This is a genomic window from Streptomyces xanthophaeus (assembly GCF_000725805.1).
Taxonomy (GTDB): Bacteria; Actinomycetota; Actinomycetes; order Streptomycetales; family Streptomycetaceae; genus Streptomyces; species Streptomyces xanthophaeus.
This window is the reverse complement of record NZ_JOFT01000030.1, coordinates 70,276-85,766: the sequence shown is the minus strand read 5'-3', so window position 1 is coordinate 85,766 and position 15,491 is coordinate 70,276. Positions and strand designations below refer to the sequence as shown.

Below are 15,491 nucleotides of genomic sequence, written 5' to 3'. Positions count from 1 at the left end.
CATGAGCGACACCCCGCCGGACAGCGCCGTCCGCACGTACATCGACACCCACCGGGCCGCCTTCCTGGAGGACCTCGCCGAGTGGCTCCGCATCCCCTCCGTCTCGGCCCAGCCCGAGCACGCGGGTGACGTACGCCGCAGCGCCGAATGGCTCGCCGCGAAGCTCAAGGAGACCGGCTTCCCGGTCACCGAGGTCTGGGAGACCCCCGGCGCCCCCGCGGTCTTCGCGCACTGGCCGAGCGGCGACCCGGATGCCCCCACCGTCCTCGTGTACGGGCACCACGACGTGCAGCCCGCCGCGCTCGCCGACGGCTGGCACACCGAGCCGTTCGAGCCGGTCGTCAAGGACGGCCGGATGTACGCGCGCGGCGCAGCCGACGACAAGGGCCAGGTGTTCTTCCACACCCTCGGCGTGCGCGCCCACCTCGCCGCCACCGGCGCGGACGCCCCCGCCGTGAACCTCAAGCTGATCGTGGAGGGCGAGGAGGAGTCCGGTTCCCCGCACTTCCGCGCCCTCGTCGAGGACCGAGCGGCCGAGCTCGCCGCCGACGTCGTGATCGTCTCCGACACCGGCATGTGGTCCGAGACCACTCCCACCGTCTGCACCGGCATGCGCGGGGTCGCCGACTGCGAGATCGACTTCCACGGACCGGACCAGGACATCCACTCCGGCGCGTTCGGCGGGGCCGTGCCCAATCCGGCCACCGTCGCCGCCCGCCTGGTCGCGGCCCTGCACGACGAGGACGGCCGGGTCACCCTCCCGGGCTTCTACGACGGCATCGCCGAACTCACCGACGCCGAGCGCGCCCTCATCGCCGAGCTCCCCTTCGACGAGTCCGAGTGGCTCCGTACGGCCAAGTCCCACGCGGCCGCCGGCGAGGCCGGGTACTCCACCCTGGAGCGCGTCTGGGCCCGCCCGACCGCCGAGGTCAACGGCATCGGCGGCGGCTACCAGGGGCCCGGCGGCAAGACCATCGTGCCCGCCTCCGCCCACCTGAAGCTGTCGTTCCGCCTGGTGTCCGGGCAGGACCCGTACGAGGTCGAGGCCGTCGTCAAGGACTGGGTCGCGGCCCGCGTCCCGGCCGGGATCCGGCACACCATCACCTTCGGCGCACCCACCCGCCCGTGCCTGACCCCGCTGGACCACCCGGCCCTGCAGTCCGTCGTCCGGGCCATGGGCCGCGCCTTCGGCCAGAAGGTCCGCTTCACCCGCGAGGGCGGATCGGGACCCGCGGCGGACCTCCAGGACGTCCTCGGCGCGCCCGTCCTCTTCCTCGGCATCTCCGTCCCCTCCGACGGCTGGCACTCGCCGAACGAGAAGGTCGAGCTCGACCTCCTGCTCAAGGGCGTCGAGACGGCCGCCTACCTCTGGGGGGACCTCGCCGCCCACCGCCCCGCCACCACCTGACGCACCCGCCCTGCCCAGCCTGCCTGTCCCACCACCGGGGGAGTTGGAAGTACCTGTGAGCACCGAAACCGAGCGGCCCCTGTCGCTCGCCGCGCCCAGCGGAATCGACCGCGCCGCGCACCACCGCCTCGACGAGGCGTGGCTCGCCGCCGCCTGGAGCCACCCGACGACCCGCGTCTTCGTCGTCTCCGGCGGCCAGGTGCTGATCGACGACACCCCCGACGGCGGCACCGCCATCGTGATGACCCCGGCCTTCGAGGCCCCCGTCACCGAGACGCACCGCTACTTCCTGGGCACCGACGAGGACGGGGTCCGCTACTTCGCGCTCCAGAAGGACTCGCTGCCGGGCCGGATGGACCAGTCGGCCCGCCCGGCCGGCCTGCGCGAGGCCGGGCTGCTGCTGCCCCCGCGCGACGCCGGGCTGATGGTGCACGCCGTGGCGCTGGAGAACTGGCAGCGGATGCACCGCTTCTGCTCCCGCTGCGGCGAGCGCACCGTGGTCGCCGCCGCCGGGCACATCCGCCGCTGCCCGGGCTGCGGCGCCGAGCACTACCCGCGCACCGACCCGGCCGTGATCATGCTGGTCACCGACGAGCAGGACCGCGCGCTGCTGGGCCGCCAGGTGCACTGGCCCGAGGGCCGCTTCTCGACGCTGGCCGGGTTCGTCGAGCCCGGCGAGTCGATCGAGCAGTCCGTGATCCGCGAGGTCTGGGAGGAGGCCGGCGTCAAGGTCGGCGAGGTCGCGTACGTGGCCAGCCAGCCGTGGCCCTTCCCGTACAGCCTGATGCTGGGCTTCACCGCCCGCGCCACCAGCTCGGAGATCACGGTGGACGGCGAGGAGATCCAGGAGGCCCGCTGGTTCTCCCGCGACGACCTGCGCGCGGCGATCGAGTCGGGCGAGGTGCTCCCGCCCTCGGGCATCTCCATCGCGGCCCGCCTGGTCGAGCTCTGGTACGGCAAGCCGCTGCCGCGGCCGACGGCGTAATCCTCGTCACACCGGACCGGCACAGCAGAGGGCCCCCGCCGCGGCGGGGGCCCTCTGCTGTGCGCGGACGGACCGCGCGGGAGGCGCTCAGACCGCGAGGGCCTGCTTGACCTGGGCCAGGCTCGGGTTGGTCATGACCGACTCGCCGCCCGTGGGGGACACCACGAGGACGGTGGGAACCGTCTGGTTGCCGCCGTTGGCCTTCTCGACGAACGCCGCGGACTCGGGGTCCAGCTCGATGTTGATCTCGTTGTAGGCGATGCCTTCCCGGTCCAGCTGGGACTTCAGCCGGCGGCAGTAGCCGCACCAGGTCGTGCTGTACATCGTCACGGAACCCGTGTCCTGCATGCTGCGCTCTCCTCTGTGGGGTCTCGGTGGTCCGAGTACTCGAACGTACGGGACCGCGCCGCCATTCCCCCAGAAAGGGGAGGGAGACCGTCCACCGGCCCCGGTGTGACAAGTGCGACGGATCGCTCCGGCCTGTGGACGACTTTCCCGCCCGCCACCGCAGACCTGGCAGCATGGCGGGGTGACAGCAGCAACGCACTCCTCATCCTTCCCGGCCGCCCCCGACTCCGCCGACTCGGCCGACGCGGTGCTCCTGGGCCTGGACCCGGAGCAGCGTGAGGTCGCCACGACCCTGCGGGGCCCGGTGTGCGTGCTCGCCGGCGCCGGCACGGGCAAGACCCGTGCCATCACCCACCGCATCGCCTACGGGGTGCGTTCCGGCCAGCTGATGCCGGCCAGCGTGCTCGCCGTCACCTTCACCAACCGCGCCGCCGGAGAGATGCGCGGCCGCCTGCGCACCCTCGGCGCGGGCGGGGTCCAGGCCCGGACCTTCCACTCCGCGGCCCTGCGCCAGCTCCAGTACTTCTGGCCCAAGGCGGTCGGCGGGGACGTGCCCCGGCTGCTGGAACGCAAGATCCAGCTCGTCGCCGAGGCCGGAGCCCGCTGCCGCGTCCGCCTCGACCGCAACGAGCTGCGCGATGTCACCGGCGAGATCGAGTGGGCCAAGGTCACCCAGACCGTGCCCGCCGACTATCCGGTGGCGGCGCTGAAAACCGGCCGCGAAGCCCCCCGCGACATGGCCGAGATCGCCCAGATCTACGGCACGTACGAGCAGCTCAAGCGCGACCGCGGCATGATCGACTTCGAGGACGTGCTGCTCCTCACCGTCGGCATCCTCCAGGACCGCCACGACATCGCCGAGCAGATCCGCAGCCAGTACCAGCACTTCGTGGTCGACGAGTACCAGGACGTCAGCCCCCTCCAGCAGCGGCTGCTCGACCTGTGGCTCGGCGAGCGCGACAGCCTCTGCGTCGTCGGCGACGCCAGCCAGACCATCTACTCCTTCACCGGCGCCACCCCCGACCACCTGCTGAACTTCCGCACCCGCTACCCGCAGGCCACCGTGGTCAAGCTGGTCCGCGACTACCGCTCCACCCCCCAGGTGGTCCACCTGGCCAACGGCCTGCTGAATCAGGCCAAGGGCCGCGCCGCCGAGCACCGCCTGGAGCTGGTCTCCCAGCGCGAGACCGGCCCCGACCCCGTCTATGCCGAGTACCCCGACGAGCCCGCCGAGGCCGAGGGCGTCGCCGGCCGGATCCGGGACCTCATCGCGGCCGGGGTCCCGGCGGGCGAGATCGCCGTGCTCTACCGGATCAACGCCCAGTCCGAGGTGTACGAACAGGCCCTCGCCGATGCCGGGGTCCCCTACCAGCTGCGCGGAGCCGAGCGCTTCTTCGAACGCCAGGAGGTCCAGAAGGCCCTCCTCGCGCTGCGCGGAGCCTCCCGCTCCGGGGGCAACGACCCGCTGCTCGAAGATGTCGTCGAGCTCGGTTCCCAGGTCCGGGCCGTCCTGAGCTCCACCGGCTGGACCGCCGAGCCGCCCGCGGGCTCGGGCGCCGTGCGCGACCAGTGGGAATCGCTGGCCGCGCTGGTCCGCCTCGCCGAGGACTTCGCCCGGAGCCGGCCCGGAGTCACCCTGGCGGACCTGACGATCGAGCTGGAGGAGCGCAAGGCAGCCCAGCACGCCCCGACCGTCCAGGGCGTCACCCTCGCCTCCCTGCACGCGGCGAAGGGCCTGGAGTGGGATGCCGTCTTCCTCGTCGGCCTCACCGACGGCATGATGCCGATCACGTACGCGAAGACCGACGAGCAGGTCGAGGAGGAGCGCCGGCTGCTCTACGTCGGCGTCACCCGGGCAAGGCTGCACCTGACGCTGTCCTGGGCCCTCTCGCGCGCGCCGGGCGGCCGGGCCTCCCGGCGGCCCAGCCGCTTCCTGAACGGCCTGCGTCCGGGCTCCGTGGCCCCCGGCAGCCCCCCGGCGGCCGGGCGCGCGGCTCGGGGGCGCGGCCGCCGGGGGCCGGTGCTGTGCCGGGTCTGCGGCAAGACCCTGACCGAGGCCGGCGAGCTGAAGCTGATGCGCTGCGAGGACTGCCCGTCCGACATGGACGAAGGCCTCTACGAGCGGCTCCGGGACTGGCGCGCGGTCCAGTCGAAGGAGCAGGGGATGCCCGCGTACTGCGTCTTCACGGACAAGACGCTCATGGCGATCGCGGAGGCAGCCCCCGCCGAGGGCGGGGAGCTCTCGATGATCTCCGGCGTGGGTGCACGCAAGCTTGAGCGGTACGGAGCGGACGTGCTGGCCATCTGTGCAGGTCAAGAGCCTGCGGGCGCGGATGCTGACGACGCGTAGAAACTCGTCGGAAAAATAGTTTGCACATGCCCAGCGAATCCCCATAGGTTCTTAGCAACGGAAACGGTGGCTTCTCCGAAGCCCTGGATCCGTGCTGTACTTATCCGAATACGTATGGGACAGGCCTCCGGGCCGAGTCCCCGAGACGCCGAGAGGAGGCGAGACCAGTGGCCAGCTTCATGACCTTCACCAAAATGACCGATCGCTCGGTCGACGCTTCCTGCCTGCTCGGTTCCGTCTCCCTCCTGGGTACCGGTGTGTCCGCGATTTCCGCTGACCGCCCCGCCCTGCTGGCGACCCTTCCGGTCAGCGAGCGCAATGAGCGACCGACCCTGGCACCGGTGGCAGTACTGGCAGCAGAAGCGAAGGCGCATGGCGCCTATGTCTTCGCCGCCGCAGCCGGTGCCGGAGCCAAGACGAAGCAGACGAAGCAGCAGCACCACCTGATGTGGGCCTTCCGCGGGCTCGAACCCTGGAGTGATCCAGCCTGATCGCATGATCAGGCCGGCGCCTTCAGGGCCGCGGAACCCCACCCGGGATCCGCGGCCCTTCTGTTTGTCCCCGAACGGGGACGACGGAGCGAAGGGGCCTCGGGACTGGCAGAACCAGGTACCACCAGCCGCGACCGGCCGACCGGCCGGAACGACTAGCCGCACAAGACGAGGAAGAAACCACCGTGCAACTCGAAGCGCACGCCCCGTCCGTACCGCAGACCCAAACGATCTCCCCGCCCGCAGTCCCGGAGGACCACACCTTGACCCCGCTCACCGCGCTCACCGCGCTCGACGACGCCATCGAGAACCTCGGCGTACCGGTTCCCTGCCGTACCTTCGACCCCGAGGTCTTCTTCGCCGAGTCCCCGGCCGACGTCGAGTACGCCAAGTCCCTCTGCCGCACCTGCCCGCTGGTCGAGGCCTGCCTCGCCGGTGCCGTCGAGCGCCGCGAGCCCTGGGGCGTCTGGGGCGGCGAGCTCTTCGTCCAGGGTGTCGTCGTAGCCCGCAAGCGTCCGCGTGGCCGTCCGCGCAAGAACCCGGTCGCGGCATGAACGCCGCGGGAACCATCGACCGCCCCCTGACGCACGACCCCCTGAAGCAGGCCCTCATGACCACCGACACCACCACGAGCGAGCAGCCGCACGGCGCCGCCCACGCAGACTTCATCACCGCAGGCGCGATCACCTCGCGTCAGAACAGGACCCGCGAAATGCAACTCATCCCAGAAGCCCTGGCCCGTGCCCATATGGACGACCGCATGCGCGAGGTGGACGCCGAGCGTCACGCCATGCGCCTGGTCGCCGCGCGCCGCATGCAGCGGCGTGCCGAGCGCGTCTCGCTGCGCGCCCGGCGCGCGCTGGCCATGGCCGTCATGCAGTAAGAGCAGTAAGAGCTGAGAACAGCCACCCGGGGGGACCGGTCCGAACGGACCGGTCCCCCCGGTGCGTTGCGGACCACTGACACCCCCGGCGGGGATATCGTCTGGAGGTGGACCAGCCGACTCCCCACCCCGCCCAGCCGGGACCCGAGGCCCAGCCCGTCGTCTGCGCGCGCTGCGGCACACAGGCCCCCGACGGCGCCCCGCCCACCTGGACCTGTTCGGTGGAGAACGGGACCAGAGAGTACTTCTGCGTCGTCTGCGCGCGCGCCAACCTCCGGGCGATCGAGAGCCGTCTCGATTCGTCCTGGTGGTGAGGCGCGCCCGCCCTCACTCCTCGGGCAGGAACCCCGGCAGCCAGGACTCCAGTTCCTCCCGCAGCCGTACCGTCGCACCCAGCTGGCACAGCACCCCGATGGTGCTCAGCGTCACCCGGTGGATCAGCACGTACGAAGGCGGCAGGTTGATCTGGCGGCCCAACTGGTGTGCGGGGGAGCGGGGATCGGCGATCCGCGCCGCCTGGCCGCGCAGCCACGGCCGGGTGAAGGTGAACTCCTCGGCGGCGGCGGGCTCGATGATCGGCTCCAGGTAGTCCAGCACCGCGTCGGGGTCGAGCTCGATGGACTTCTTCACGAACCCCTCGGCGCACAGGTGCCCGTAGACCCCCTCGGCGTCACCGTCCAGCGTCATCCGCAGTGACCTGCCGATGGGCCGGGGCCAGCCGCCCGGCAGCCGGTCGACCGTGCCGAAGTCCAGCACACCCAGCCGCGTCCGGCCGTCAGCCCCCGAGACCAGCCGGAAGTTGCCCGGATGCGGGTCCGCGTGCAGCAGCCCGGTGCGCGCGGGACCGGAGAAGAGGAACCGGGCCAGCAACTGCCCGGCGCGGTCGCGCTCCTCCTGGGTGCCGTCGGCTATCACCTCCGACAGGGGGGTCCCCTCCAGCCATTCGGTCACCAGTACCTGGTCACCCTGGTGCACGACGTCCGGCACGACCACGTCCTCGTCGCCGTCGAAGGCGTCCGCATGCGACCGCTGGGCCTCGGCCTCCAGCTCGTAGTCGAGCTCCTCGGTGACCCGTTCGCGCAGCTCCGTGATCACCGGCTTGATGTCCATGCCGGGCATCAGCGGCCCCAGCAGCCCGGCGAACCTGCTCAGCTGCTTGAGGTCCGACAGCAGGGCCTCGCCGGCCCCCGGGTACTGGACCTTGACCGCGACCTGCCGCCCGTCGTGCCACACGGCCCGGTGCACCTGGCCGATCGAGGCCGCCGCGGCCGGCTTGTCCTCGAACTCCTCGAAGAGGTCGCGCCAGTCCTCTCCCAGCCGTTCGGCCAGCACCTTGTGGACGGTGGCGGCGGGCAGCGGCGGGGCCGCCTCCTGAAGCTTGGTCAGCGCCGCCCGGTACGGTCCGGCCAGTTCCTCGGGCAGGGCCGACTCGAAGACCGACAGGGCCTGGCCGAACTTCATGGCCCCGCCCTTCAACTCGCCCAGCGTGCGGAAGAGCTGATCGGCCGTGCGCTGCTGGAGCTCCCGCGCCACGATCTCCGCGGACTTGCCGCCGATCCGCTTGCCCAGCCCCCAAGTGGCCCGGCCCGCTATGCCGAGCGGCAGCGCGGCGAGCTTGACGGTACGCGTGACCGCCTTCCGGGGAAGATCAGACATACGCCCCTCCGTTTCCCAGACAGCTGTGCCGCAAGCGGCGGTTCGGGTGGCCCGTCGGACACAGGCATCCTGTCATGGCCCTTCTCCGGGGCCGGAGGCCGATCCTGCTCCCGCCCGCTCCGCCATCCGGCCGGCGGCCGCGCCGCAGGGACAGCCGGGATGGGGACCGACCGCCTGCCGCTCCCAGTGCAGGCCCGGGAGGGCCGCCTCCCAGCGGGATGCGGTGGAAGCGGGCAGCTCCCCGTCCAGGAAGGACAGGGCATGCGCTGCGGCCAGCCCGGCCACCGCGGTGGACAGCCCCAGGTCACAGGCGCCGGCCGCGCGGCGCCGGTGGGCCGACCGCCACTGCACCAGCATCCGGGGCCAGGCCGGGTCCCGGTCCACCCGGTCCCGCTCCATGCAGCCCGCGCAGGCCGTGGCCCCCGGCAGCACCAGCGGCCCCACCAGCCCTGTGCCCTCCAGCACCCCCGCGTACAGGTGCGGGGTGCCGGTGGCGACCCAGTCGGCCGCCGCGTCCGGATCCGGGGCCCACGCCTGCAGCCCGTCCCGGGGCGCGACCACCACCAGGGCCAGCCCCGGCTCCGGCCCCTCCTCCTCCCCGGCCCGCGGAGCACGCCCCGGGGCCGCTTCGCGGACCAGCCGCCCCGCTGCCCCGGCCCGCAGCCGGCCCACGCTCCCGGGCCCCAGCCCGCCCGGCGCCACGTCCGCCGCCTCCACCCGGCCCCCGTCCAGCACCTCGACCCGGCCCACCCCGGCTCCGGCCAGGACGGCGGCGACCAGCGCGCCGACCCGGCCGCTCCCGCGCACCTGGACCCGTATCGCCCGGCGGGCGGCGACGCCCCGCAAGTCCCCGCCCGGTTCACGGTTGACCAGGGAGAGGGAACCCAGATCGGGCCCCAGCCGCTCCAGGGCCTCCGGCCGTCGGCGCACCGCCTGGGCCCGCGGCCCGCCCGCGGTCGCGTCGTCGATCAGACCGGCCCCCGCCAGCCGACGGACCAGTGCATCGGCCTGACCCTCCGGCAGTCCCATCCCGGCGGCCTCGGACCTCAGCAGCTCCATCCCCCGGGTCCCGTCGATCCTGTCGATGAGCGAACCCGTCGCGGTGTCCACCGGGCCGAGCACCACCGCGTGGGCGGGAGTCACCCCGAACTGCACCGTCTCCCGGTCCCGCCAGGCCCGCGCCAGCGCGGGCTTCACCTTCGGATACATCGCCGTCCCCCGATTCGTCCGCGCGGTCTCCCGCGCGGCACGTCTGCTTTCTCTTCTTCCCGTTCCCGCAACATTGCCCGTCCGCCGGATTCGGTGCGGGAATTTGTCCACAGGCAAGGGGTATTAGGCATATGAGATGAAGAAAGTGGAATTCTTGGGCGCCGGGTGTGAATCGATCATGTTCGAAGACCGGAGGGGCGCGACTTCCGCCGCGGCTTGCGGGTACCGTCGTGGCGTGTCCGCCGACCCCCCGCAGCGCGCCGTCGAAGTCCGCCGGAGCGCGCGCCGCCGCAGGACCGTATCCGCCTATCGCGAGGGTGACCGTACGGTCGTCCTCATCCCTGCCCGCATGTCCGAGGCGGAGGAGCAGCGCTGGGTGGGCGTCATGCTCGACAAGCTGGCCGCCCAGGAGAGCAAACGCACCCTCGGGGACGCGGAACTCACCGAACGCGCCGAGCGTCTGTCCGAGCAGTACTTCGGCGGCCGCGCCCGCCCCCGGTCGGTCCGCTGGGTGACCAACCAGAACACCCGCTGGGGCTCCTGCACCCCCGCCGAGGGCAGCATCCGCCTCTCGCACCGCCTCCAGGGCATGCCCGAGTACGTCGTCGACTACGTGCTCCTGCACGAGCTCGCCCACCTGCTCGTACCCGGCCACGGACCCCGTTTCTGGGCGCTTCTGGAGTCCTACCCGCGGACCGAGCGGGCCCGCGGGTACCTCGAGGGAGTGGTCGCTGCCGAGCGTCTGCCCAAGGTGCCGACGGCCCAGGACGAATGACCGTGATGTCACGCTCCGTGATATGTACCGGGTCGGTACCGACTTGGCCGGATGTCGGCCGTTGCCGTTAGCCTGAGCGGCACGCATTCACATTCGGGATGGGGGACGGTCGTTACGTATGGCCAGGGAATTCCAACGCGGCCACAAGGCCAAGATCAGTGATCTGACGGCGGGTACCGATCTGTACGTGGGCGTACAGATCGCCGGGCCCGGACTCGCCTTCGACATCAGCTGCTTCGGTCTCGACGCGAACGAGCAGCTGTCCGACGACCGTTACTTCGTCTTCTTCAATCAGCCGAAGACGCCGGAGGAATCCGTCCAGCTGCTCGGTGCGCAGTCCGGGGACACCGAATCCTTCCGGGTGACGCTGGACCGCATTCCGGCGTCCATCCACAAGCTGTCCTTCACCGCCACCATCGACGGCGCCGGCCAGATGTCGCAGGTCGGACCGGGCTACATCCGGATCGTCGCGGGCGGCGAGGAGGTCGTGCGCTACGCCTTCACCGGCTCGGAGTTCACCACCGAGCGCGCGGTGATGCTCGGCGACTTCTACCTCAAGGACGTGTGGCGCTTCGCCGCCGTCGGCCAGGGCTTCGACGGCGGTCTCGACGCGCTGCTGAGGAACTTCGGCGGCGAGGTCGCCGAGGAGGCACAGCCGGAACAGCAGGTACCGGCCCAGTCCGGCGCCGCCCCCGGTTTCGCCCCGCCGCCGCAGGCCGCGGCCCCCGCGCCCTCCTTCGGCGCCCCCGCGGCCGCCCCCCAGGCCCCGGCGCCCGCGCCGTCCTTCGGCGCGCCCGCTCCGGCCCCGCAGCCGCAGGCGTACCAGCAGCCCGCGGCCCCCGCGCCCGCTCCGGTGCACGCGGCCCCCACCATGGCCGCCCCGCTCGCCCCGCCGGCGCCCGCGCCGTACGGCCAGCCGCCGCAGCAGCCCTCGTACGGAGGCCAGGCGCCGGGCCAGTACCCGGGCCAGGTGCCCCCGCCCGCCCCGGCCCCCTACGGCCAGCAGCCGGGCCAGCAGCCCGGCTACGGCCAGGTGCCCGGCCAGGTACCGGGCCAGTTCCCCGGCCAGCAGCCCGGGTACGCCCCCCAGGCGGCCCCCGCCGCGGCCGGCCTCGCGGCAGCGCTCCAGCCGTACAAGGAAGCCCCCACCGGCACCCGCTGGACCCCGCAGAACCAGCAGCTCATGCGGGTCGACCTCTCCATGGGAGGCCAGGGCGTCCTCGCCCGCCAGGGCAGCATGGTGCTGTACCAGGGCAAGGTCGACTTCAGTTACAAGGGCGCGGGCTTCGCCGGCCGCATCGTCGGCAACGCCACCGGCCAGGAGATGCAGCTCATGCGCTGCACCGGCCGCGGCCAGGTCTTCCTCGCGGAGACCGGCGCACACCTGCACGCCATCGAGCTCCAGGGCGACGCCATCTGCGTCTCCGCCGAGAACGTCCTCGCCTTCGACGAGTCCCTCCAGCACGAGGTCCGTCGCATCGAGGGCCACGGCATCCCCGGCGGCGCCCTGTTCACCATGCAGTTCCAGGGCTCCGGCACGGTGATCGTCAAGACGCACGGTGTCCCGGTCGTCCTGCCCGTCACCCCGACCACCTTCGCGGACAGCAACGCCATCGTCGCGTGGTCGGCCGCCTCGCAGGTGATCATCTCCAGCCAGGTCCGGCTCCGGCGCAACGCCTACCCCGGCCACAGCGGGGAGACCGTGAACCTCCAGTTCCGCGGTGCTCCCGGCAACTTCATCGTCGTCCAGCCGTACGAGGTCTGAGGGAGCCCGAAATGAACGCAATGAACCAGCAGCTCGCGGGCTACGCCCCGGCTCCCGTCACGGCCCGCATGGAGAACCACGGCCGGTCCATGCTCAGGGTCGCCATGCAGAGCGGCCAGGACCTCTTCGCCCGCACCGGCTCGATGGTCGCCTACGAGGGCTTCGTCCAGTACGAGCCCAACCCGCCGGCCGTCCGCCAGATGGCCTCGCAGTGGCTCACCGGCGAGGGCGCCCCGCTGATGAAGTGCACCGGCGACGGCCTGCTCTACCTCGCCGACTACGGCGCCGACGTCGTCGTCGTCAATCTCAACAACGACGCGCTCTCCGTCAACGGGACCAACCTGCTCGCCTTCGACGCCCACCTCCAGTGGGGCGTCGAGCGGGTCAAGGGCATGGCCAAGTTCGCCGGCCAGGGCCTGTTCAACGTGCAGGTCGCCGGCACCGGATGGGTCGCGATCACCTCCCGCGGCACGCCGATCGTGGTCGACTGCGGCCGCGGCGAGGACGAGACGTACGTCGACCCGGACGCGCTCGTCGCCTGGTCCCCGAACCTCAAGGTCAAGGGGAAGCGCAGCTTCAAGGCCTCGTCGATGATCGGCCGGGGCAGCGGGGAGGCCTACCAGATGGCCTTCTCCGGCCAGGGCATCGTCGTCGTACAGCCGAGCGAGGACAGCACCGACCGGCTCCGGGCCCGGGGCTGAGGGGGAGCGGACACATCATGCAGAGCGCACTTTTCGGCTACGCGGAAGCGCAGTCCCAGGACCGGTACACCGTCCAGAACCCCCAGCTGCTGCGGGTCACCCTGGCGGGCACCGACGACGTGCTCGCCCGCAAGGGCGCGATGGTCGCCTACCAGGGCATCATCGACTTCGACGGCGAGTACCAGAGCGCCAACCAGCGCGGCGCCCGCCGTCGCACCGGCGAGGGCCTCGACCTCATGCGCTGCTCCGGGCAGGGCACGGTCTACCTGGCCAACCTGGCCCAGTACGTGCACGTCGTGGACGTGGACCAGGACGGCCTCACGGTCGACAGCAGCTACGTGCTCGCCCTGGACTCCACCCTGCACACCGAGGTCATCGCGGTGGACAGCCAGTACGGGATCTCCGGCTCGGGCAAGTACCAGCTCAACATCAGCGGCCGCGGAAAGGTCGCCCTGATGACCTCCGGGCAGCCACTGATGATGCAGGTCACCCCGGACAAGTACGTCAACGCCGACGCGGACGCCATCGTGGCCTGGTCCACCTCGCTGCGCGTGCAGATGCAGGCCCAGACGCACTCCACCGGGGTCTGGCGGCGCCGCGGCAACACCGGTGAGGGCTGGGAGCTGAGCTTCCTCGGCACCGGCTACGCGCTGGTGCAGCCCAGCGAGGTGCTGCCGCCGCAGAACGCCCAGCTCGGACAGGGCGCCGCGGCGCAGTTCGGGATGGGCCAGCACGGCTCCCACGCACAGAACCAGAACAACGCCTGGAACTGATCGCGCCGGACCCGGCGTGATCGCGCCGGACACGACGTACGACGTAGGGGCGGTCCCGCCAGGGACCGCCCCTACGTCACTTCACGGCCACTTCACGGCCCTGAGTCGCGGCTCAGGCGCCGAGTCGCGCCAGGGTCGCCTCCAGCAGCCGCACCACCGAGGCGTCGGCCACCGCCGCCACCTCCGCGTACGGGTACCAGCGCAGGTCGACCGACTCCTCGCTGATCTCCGCCACCGCACCGGCAGGGGCCAGCACCGCGTACTGGACGTCCAGGTGCCAGTTGCAGGGCGCCGGGATCGGATGCCGGTCCAGGCGCACCGGGCCGCCGGGCACCAGGGCCAGGCCCGAGGTGATGCCCGACTCCTCGACGGCCTCCCGCAGCGCCGCACCGGCGAGCGTGTCGTCCTCGGGCTCGCAGTGCCCGCCCATCTGCAGCCACATGCCGAGCTTCTTGTGCAGGGTCAGCAGCACCCGCCCGTGCTCCGGGTCGATCACCAGGCCGCTGGCCGTGACGTGCCCGGCCGTACAGGGCTTGTACACCCCGTCCGGATGCGCGGCCAGGTGCTCCAGGTAGAGGTCGCGCAGCTCGCTCTGGTCCTCGTACCCCTTCAGGACGAGGACCGCGTCGTCGTGCAGGCTCACTTCTTGTCTTCGCCGTTCTCGTCGTTCGCGTCGTCCCGCTTGCGGGCGGCCTCGCCGAGCATCTTGTCGATCTCGGAGAAGTCCAGCTGCTCCCGGTGCACGAAGCCGTCCGGGTCGTCCAGGTCGGAGGCCGTCGGCAGCATGTCCGGGTGCTCCCACAGGCCGTCACGGCCGTCCACACCGCGCGCGTCGGTGAGCGAGGCCCACAGGCGCGAGGCGTCGCGCAGCCGGCGCGGGCGCAGCTCCAGGCCGATCAGCGTCGCGAAGGTCTGCTCCGCCGGACCGCCCGAGGCACGCCGCCTGCGCATGGTCTCGCGCATCGCGTCGGCCGAGGTCAGCCGGGGCTTGGCCGCGGCGTGCACCACCGCGTCGACCCAGCCCTCGACGAGCGCGAGCGCCGTCTCCAGGCGGGCCAGGGCGGCCTTCTGCTCGGGGGTGTCCTGGGGCTGGAACATGCCGCCCTGGAGCGCCTCCTGGAGCTGCTCCGGATTGGACGGGTCCAGCTGGCCGACGACGTCCTCCAGCTTCGAGGTGTCGACCTTGATGCCGCGGGCGTAGCCCTCGACCGCACCGAACAGGTGCGAGCGCAGCCACGGCACGTGTGCGAAGAGCCGGGCGTGGGCGGCCTCGCGCAGGGCCAGGTACAGCCGCACCTCGTCCGAGGGGACGCCCAGGTCCTTGCCGAAGCCCTCGATGTTCAGCGGCAGCAGCGCGGCCTTGCCGGCCGGGCCCAGCGGCAGGCCGATGTCGGTCGAGCCGACGACCTCGCCCGCGAGGACGCCCACGGCCTGGCCGATCTGCTGGCCGAACATGGCGCCGCCCATGGAGCGCATCATGCCGAGCAGCGGGCCCGCCATGGCCTGCATCTCCTCGGGCAGGACGCTGCCCATGGCCGCCCCGACGCGCTCGGCGACCGGGTCCACGAGCTCCTTCCACACCGGCAGGGTCGCCTCGACCCATTCGGCGCGGCTCCAGGCCACCGCCGTGGTGGCGCCGGACGGCAGCGAGGTCACGTCGTCCAGCCACAGGTCGGCGAGGCGCACGGCCTCCTCGACGGCCGACTTCTGGGCGATGCCGACGCTGGTGTCCTTCACGCCGTCCGAGGTGCCCTGCGCGACGGTCTGCCGGGCGATGTCCTTGGCCATGTCCCAGTTCACGGGACCGCCCTCGTAGCTGAGCATCTGGCCGAGCTGCTGGAAGGCCGCACCGAGATCGTTCGGGTTCATGGAACCGAACATCGCGGCGAACGGGTTGTCCGCGCCGCCCGGGCCTCCGGCGCCGCCCGGCAGGCCCATGCCCGGGAACCCGAACGGATTGGCGGGGCCGCCCTGACCGCCCTGATCGCCCTTCCTCTTGCCCTCGTCGCCGTTCTCCGGCTCCTCCGGCGGAAGGCCGAATCCGAATGGGGTGTCGCTCACGGGTTTCCTCGGCTCGTAGGGCCGCCGGCGGGTGCCGACGGGCAATGGTCCGACAACACCACCCAGCGTAGACACCAGACCCGCTT

At 72.1% G+C, this 15,491-nt stretch carries 16 protein-coding genes; 11 read left to right on the top strand and 5 right to left on the bottom strand.

The window, feature by feature from the left end:
* Position 1: 1 nt before the first annotated feature.
* Positions 2-1,408, top strand: coding sequence for a dipeptidase (locus IO30_RS0120150; protein WP_031144918.1), 1,407 nt, complete (start codon positions 2-4; stop codon positions 1,406-1,408).
* A gap of 43 nt (positions 1,409-1,451) precedes the next feature.
* On the top strand, positions 1,452-2,393 hold the full coding sequence (nudC, locus tag IO30_RS0120145) for an NAD(+) diphosphatase (protein WP_031144917.1): 942 nt from the start codon (positions 1,452-1,454) through the stop codon (positions 2,391-2,393).
* 87 nt (positions 2,394-2,480) lie between these two features.
* On the opposite strand, the gene IO30_RS0120140 is transcribed toward nudC, so the two are convergent.
* On the bottom strand, positions 2,481-2,741 hold the full coding sequence (locus IO30_RS0120140) for a mycoredoxin (RefSeq protein ID WP_031144916.1): 261 nt from the start codon (positions 2,739-2,741) through the stop codon (positions 2,481-2,483).
* A gap of 181 nt (positions 2,742-2,922) precedes the next feature.
* Here IO30_RS0120140 and IO30_RS0120135 point away from each other — a divergent pair, with 181 nt between their 5' ends.
* From IO30_RS0120135 to IO30_RS43655, 5 genes are all read left to right on the top strand, one after another.
* The gene (locus tag IO30_RS0120135) at positions 2,923-5,091 is read left to right on the top strand and encodes an ATP-dependent DNA helicase UvrD2 (protein WP_237403413.1); all 2,169 of its coding nucleotides are present in this window, start codon (positions 2,923-2,925) and stop codon (positions 5,089-5,091) included.
* Positions 5,092-5,258: 167 nt separating this feature from the next.
* A complete protein-coding gene (locus IO30_RS0120130; protein ID WP_373316465.1) occupies positions 5,259-5,582 on the top strand; it encodes a hypothetical protein in 324 nt (107 codons plus the stop codon).
* A gap of 185 nt (positions 5,583-5,767) precedes the next feature.
* Positions 5,768-6,136 carry a WhiB family transcriptional regulator gene (locus tag IO30_RS0120125; RefSeq protein ID WP_031144913.1) on the top strand — a complete coding sequence of 123 codons (369 nt, stop codon included), beginning with the start codon at positions 5,768-5,770 and terminating at the stop codon, positions 6,134-6,136.
* Positions 6,133-6,465: a hypothetical protein gene (locus IO30_RS0120120; RefSeq protein WP_031144912.1), complete on the top strand. Its 333-nt coding sequence runs from the start codon at positions 6,133-6,135 to the stop codon at positions 6,463-6,465. The genes IO30_RS0120125 and IO30_RS0120120 overlap by 4 nt, the downstream gene beginning before the upstream one ends.
* Positions 6,466-6,572: 107 nt before the next feature.
* Entirely contained in the window at positions 6,573-6,779 is a 207-nt protein-coding gene (locus IO30_RS43655) for a hypothetical protein (protein WP_078903702.1), read from the top strand.
* A gap of 13 nt (positions 6,780-6,792) precedes the next feature.
* Here the strand turns inward: IO30_RS43655 and IO30_RS0120115 are convergent, their stop codons facing one another.
* Entirely contained in the window at positions 6,793-8,121 is a 1,329-nt protein-coding gene (locus IO30_RS0120115) for an ABC1 kinase family protein (protein WP_031144911.1), read from the bottom strand.
* Positions 8,122-8,193: 72 nt separating this feature from the next.
* The gene (locus IO30_RS0120110) at positions 8,194-9,330 is read right to left on the bottom strand and encodes a ThiF family adenylyltransferase (RefSeq protein WP_031144910.1); all 1,137 of its coding nucleotides are present in this window, start codon (positions 9,328-9,330) and stop codon (positions 8,194-8,196) included.
* 178 nt (positions 9,331-9,508) lie between these two features.
* Between IO30_RS0120110 and IO30_RS0120105 the strand changes: the two genes are divergently transcribed.
* From IO30_RS0120105 to IO30_RS0120090, 4 genes are all read left to right on the top strand, one after another.
* On the top strand, positions 9,509-10,105 hold the full coding sequence (locus IO30_RS0120105) for a M48 metallopeptidase family protein (protein WP_167347272.1): 597 nt from the start codon (positions 9,509-9,511) through the stop codon (positions 10,103-10,105).
* Between the two features lie 118 nt (positions 10,106-10,223).
* Positions 10,224-11,870: a TerD family protein gene (locus IO30_RS0120100; protein ID WP_031144907.1), complete on the top strand. Its 1,647-nt coding sequence runs from the start codon at positions 10,224-10,226 to the stop codon at positions 11,868-11,870.
* A gap of 20 nt (positions 11,871-11,890) precedes the next feature.
* On the top strand, positions 11,891-12,571 hold the full coding sequence (locus IO30_RS0120095) for an AIM24 family protein (RefSeq protein ID WP_031144906.1): 681 nt from the start codon (positions 11,891-11,893) through the stop codon (positions 12,569-12,571).
* Positions 12,572-12,588: 17 nt separating this feature from the next.
* Positions 12,589-13,344 (top strand): AIM24 family protein, encoded by a 756-nt coding sequence (locus tag IO30_RS0120090; protein WP_031144905.1) that lies wholly within the window; start codon positions 12,589-12,591, stop codon positions 13,342-13,344.
* Positions 13,345-13,456: 112 nt separating this feature from the next.
* Here IO30_RS0120090 and IO30_RS0120085 read toward each other — a convergent pair whose 3' ends face one another.
* On the bottom strand, positions 13,457-13,987 hold the full coding sequence (locus IO30_RS0120085) for an NUDIX hydrolase (RefSeq protein ID WP_031144903.1): 531 nt from the start codon (positions 13,985-13,987) through the stop codon (positions 13,457-13,459).
* Positions 13,984-15,405 carry a zinc-dependent metalloprotease gene (locus IO30_RS0120080; RefSeq protein WP_031144902.1) on the bottom strand — a complete coding sequence of 474 codons (1,422 nt, stop codon included), beginning with the start codon at positions 15,403-15,405 and terminating at the stop codon, positions 13,984-13,986. Before IO30_RS0120080 ends, IO30_RS0120085 begins: the two co-directional genes overlap by 4 nt.
* Between the last annotated feature and the right edge of the window lie 86 nt (positions 15,406-15,491).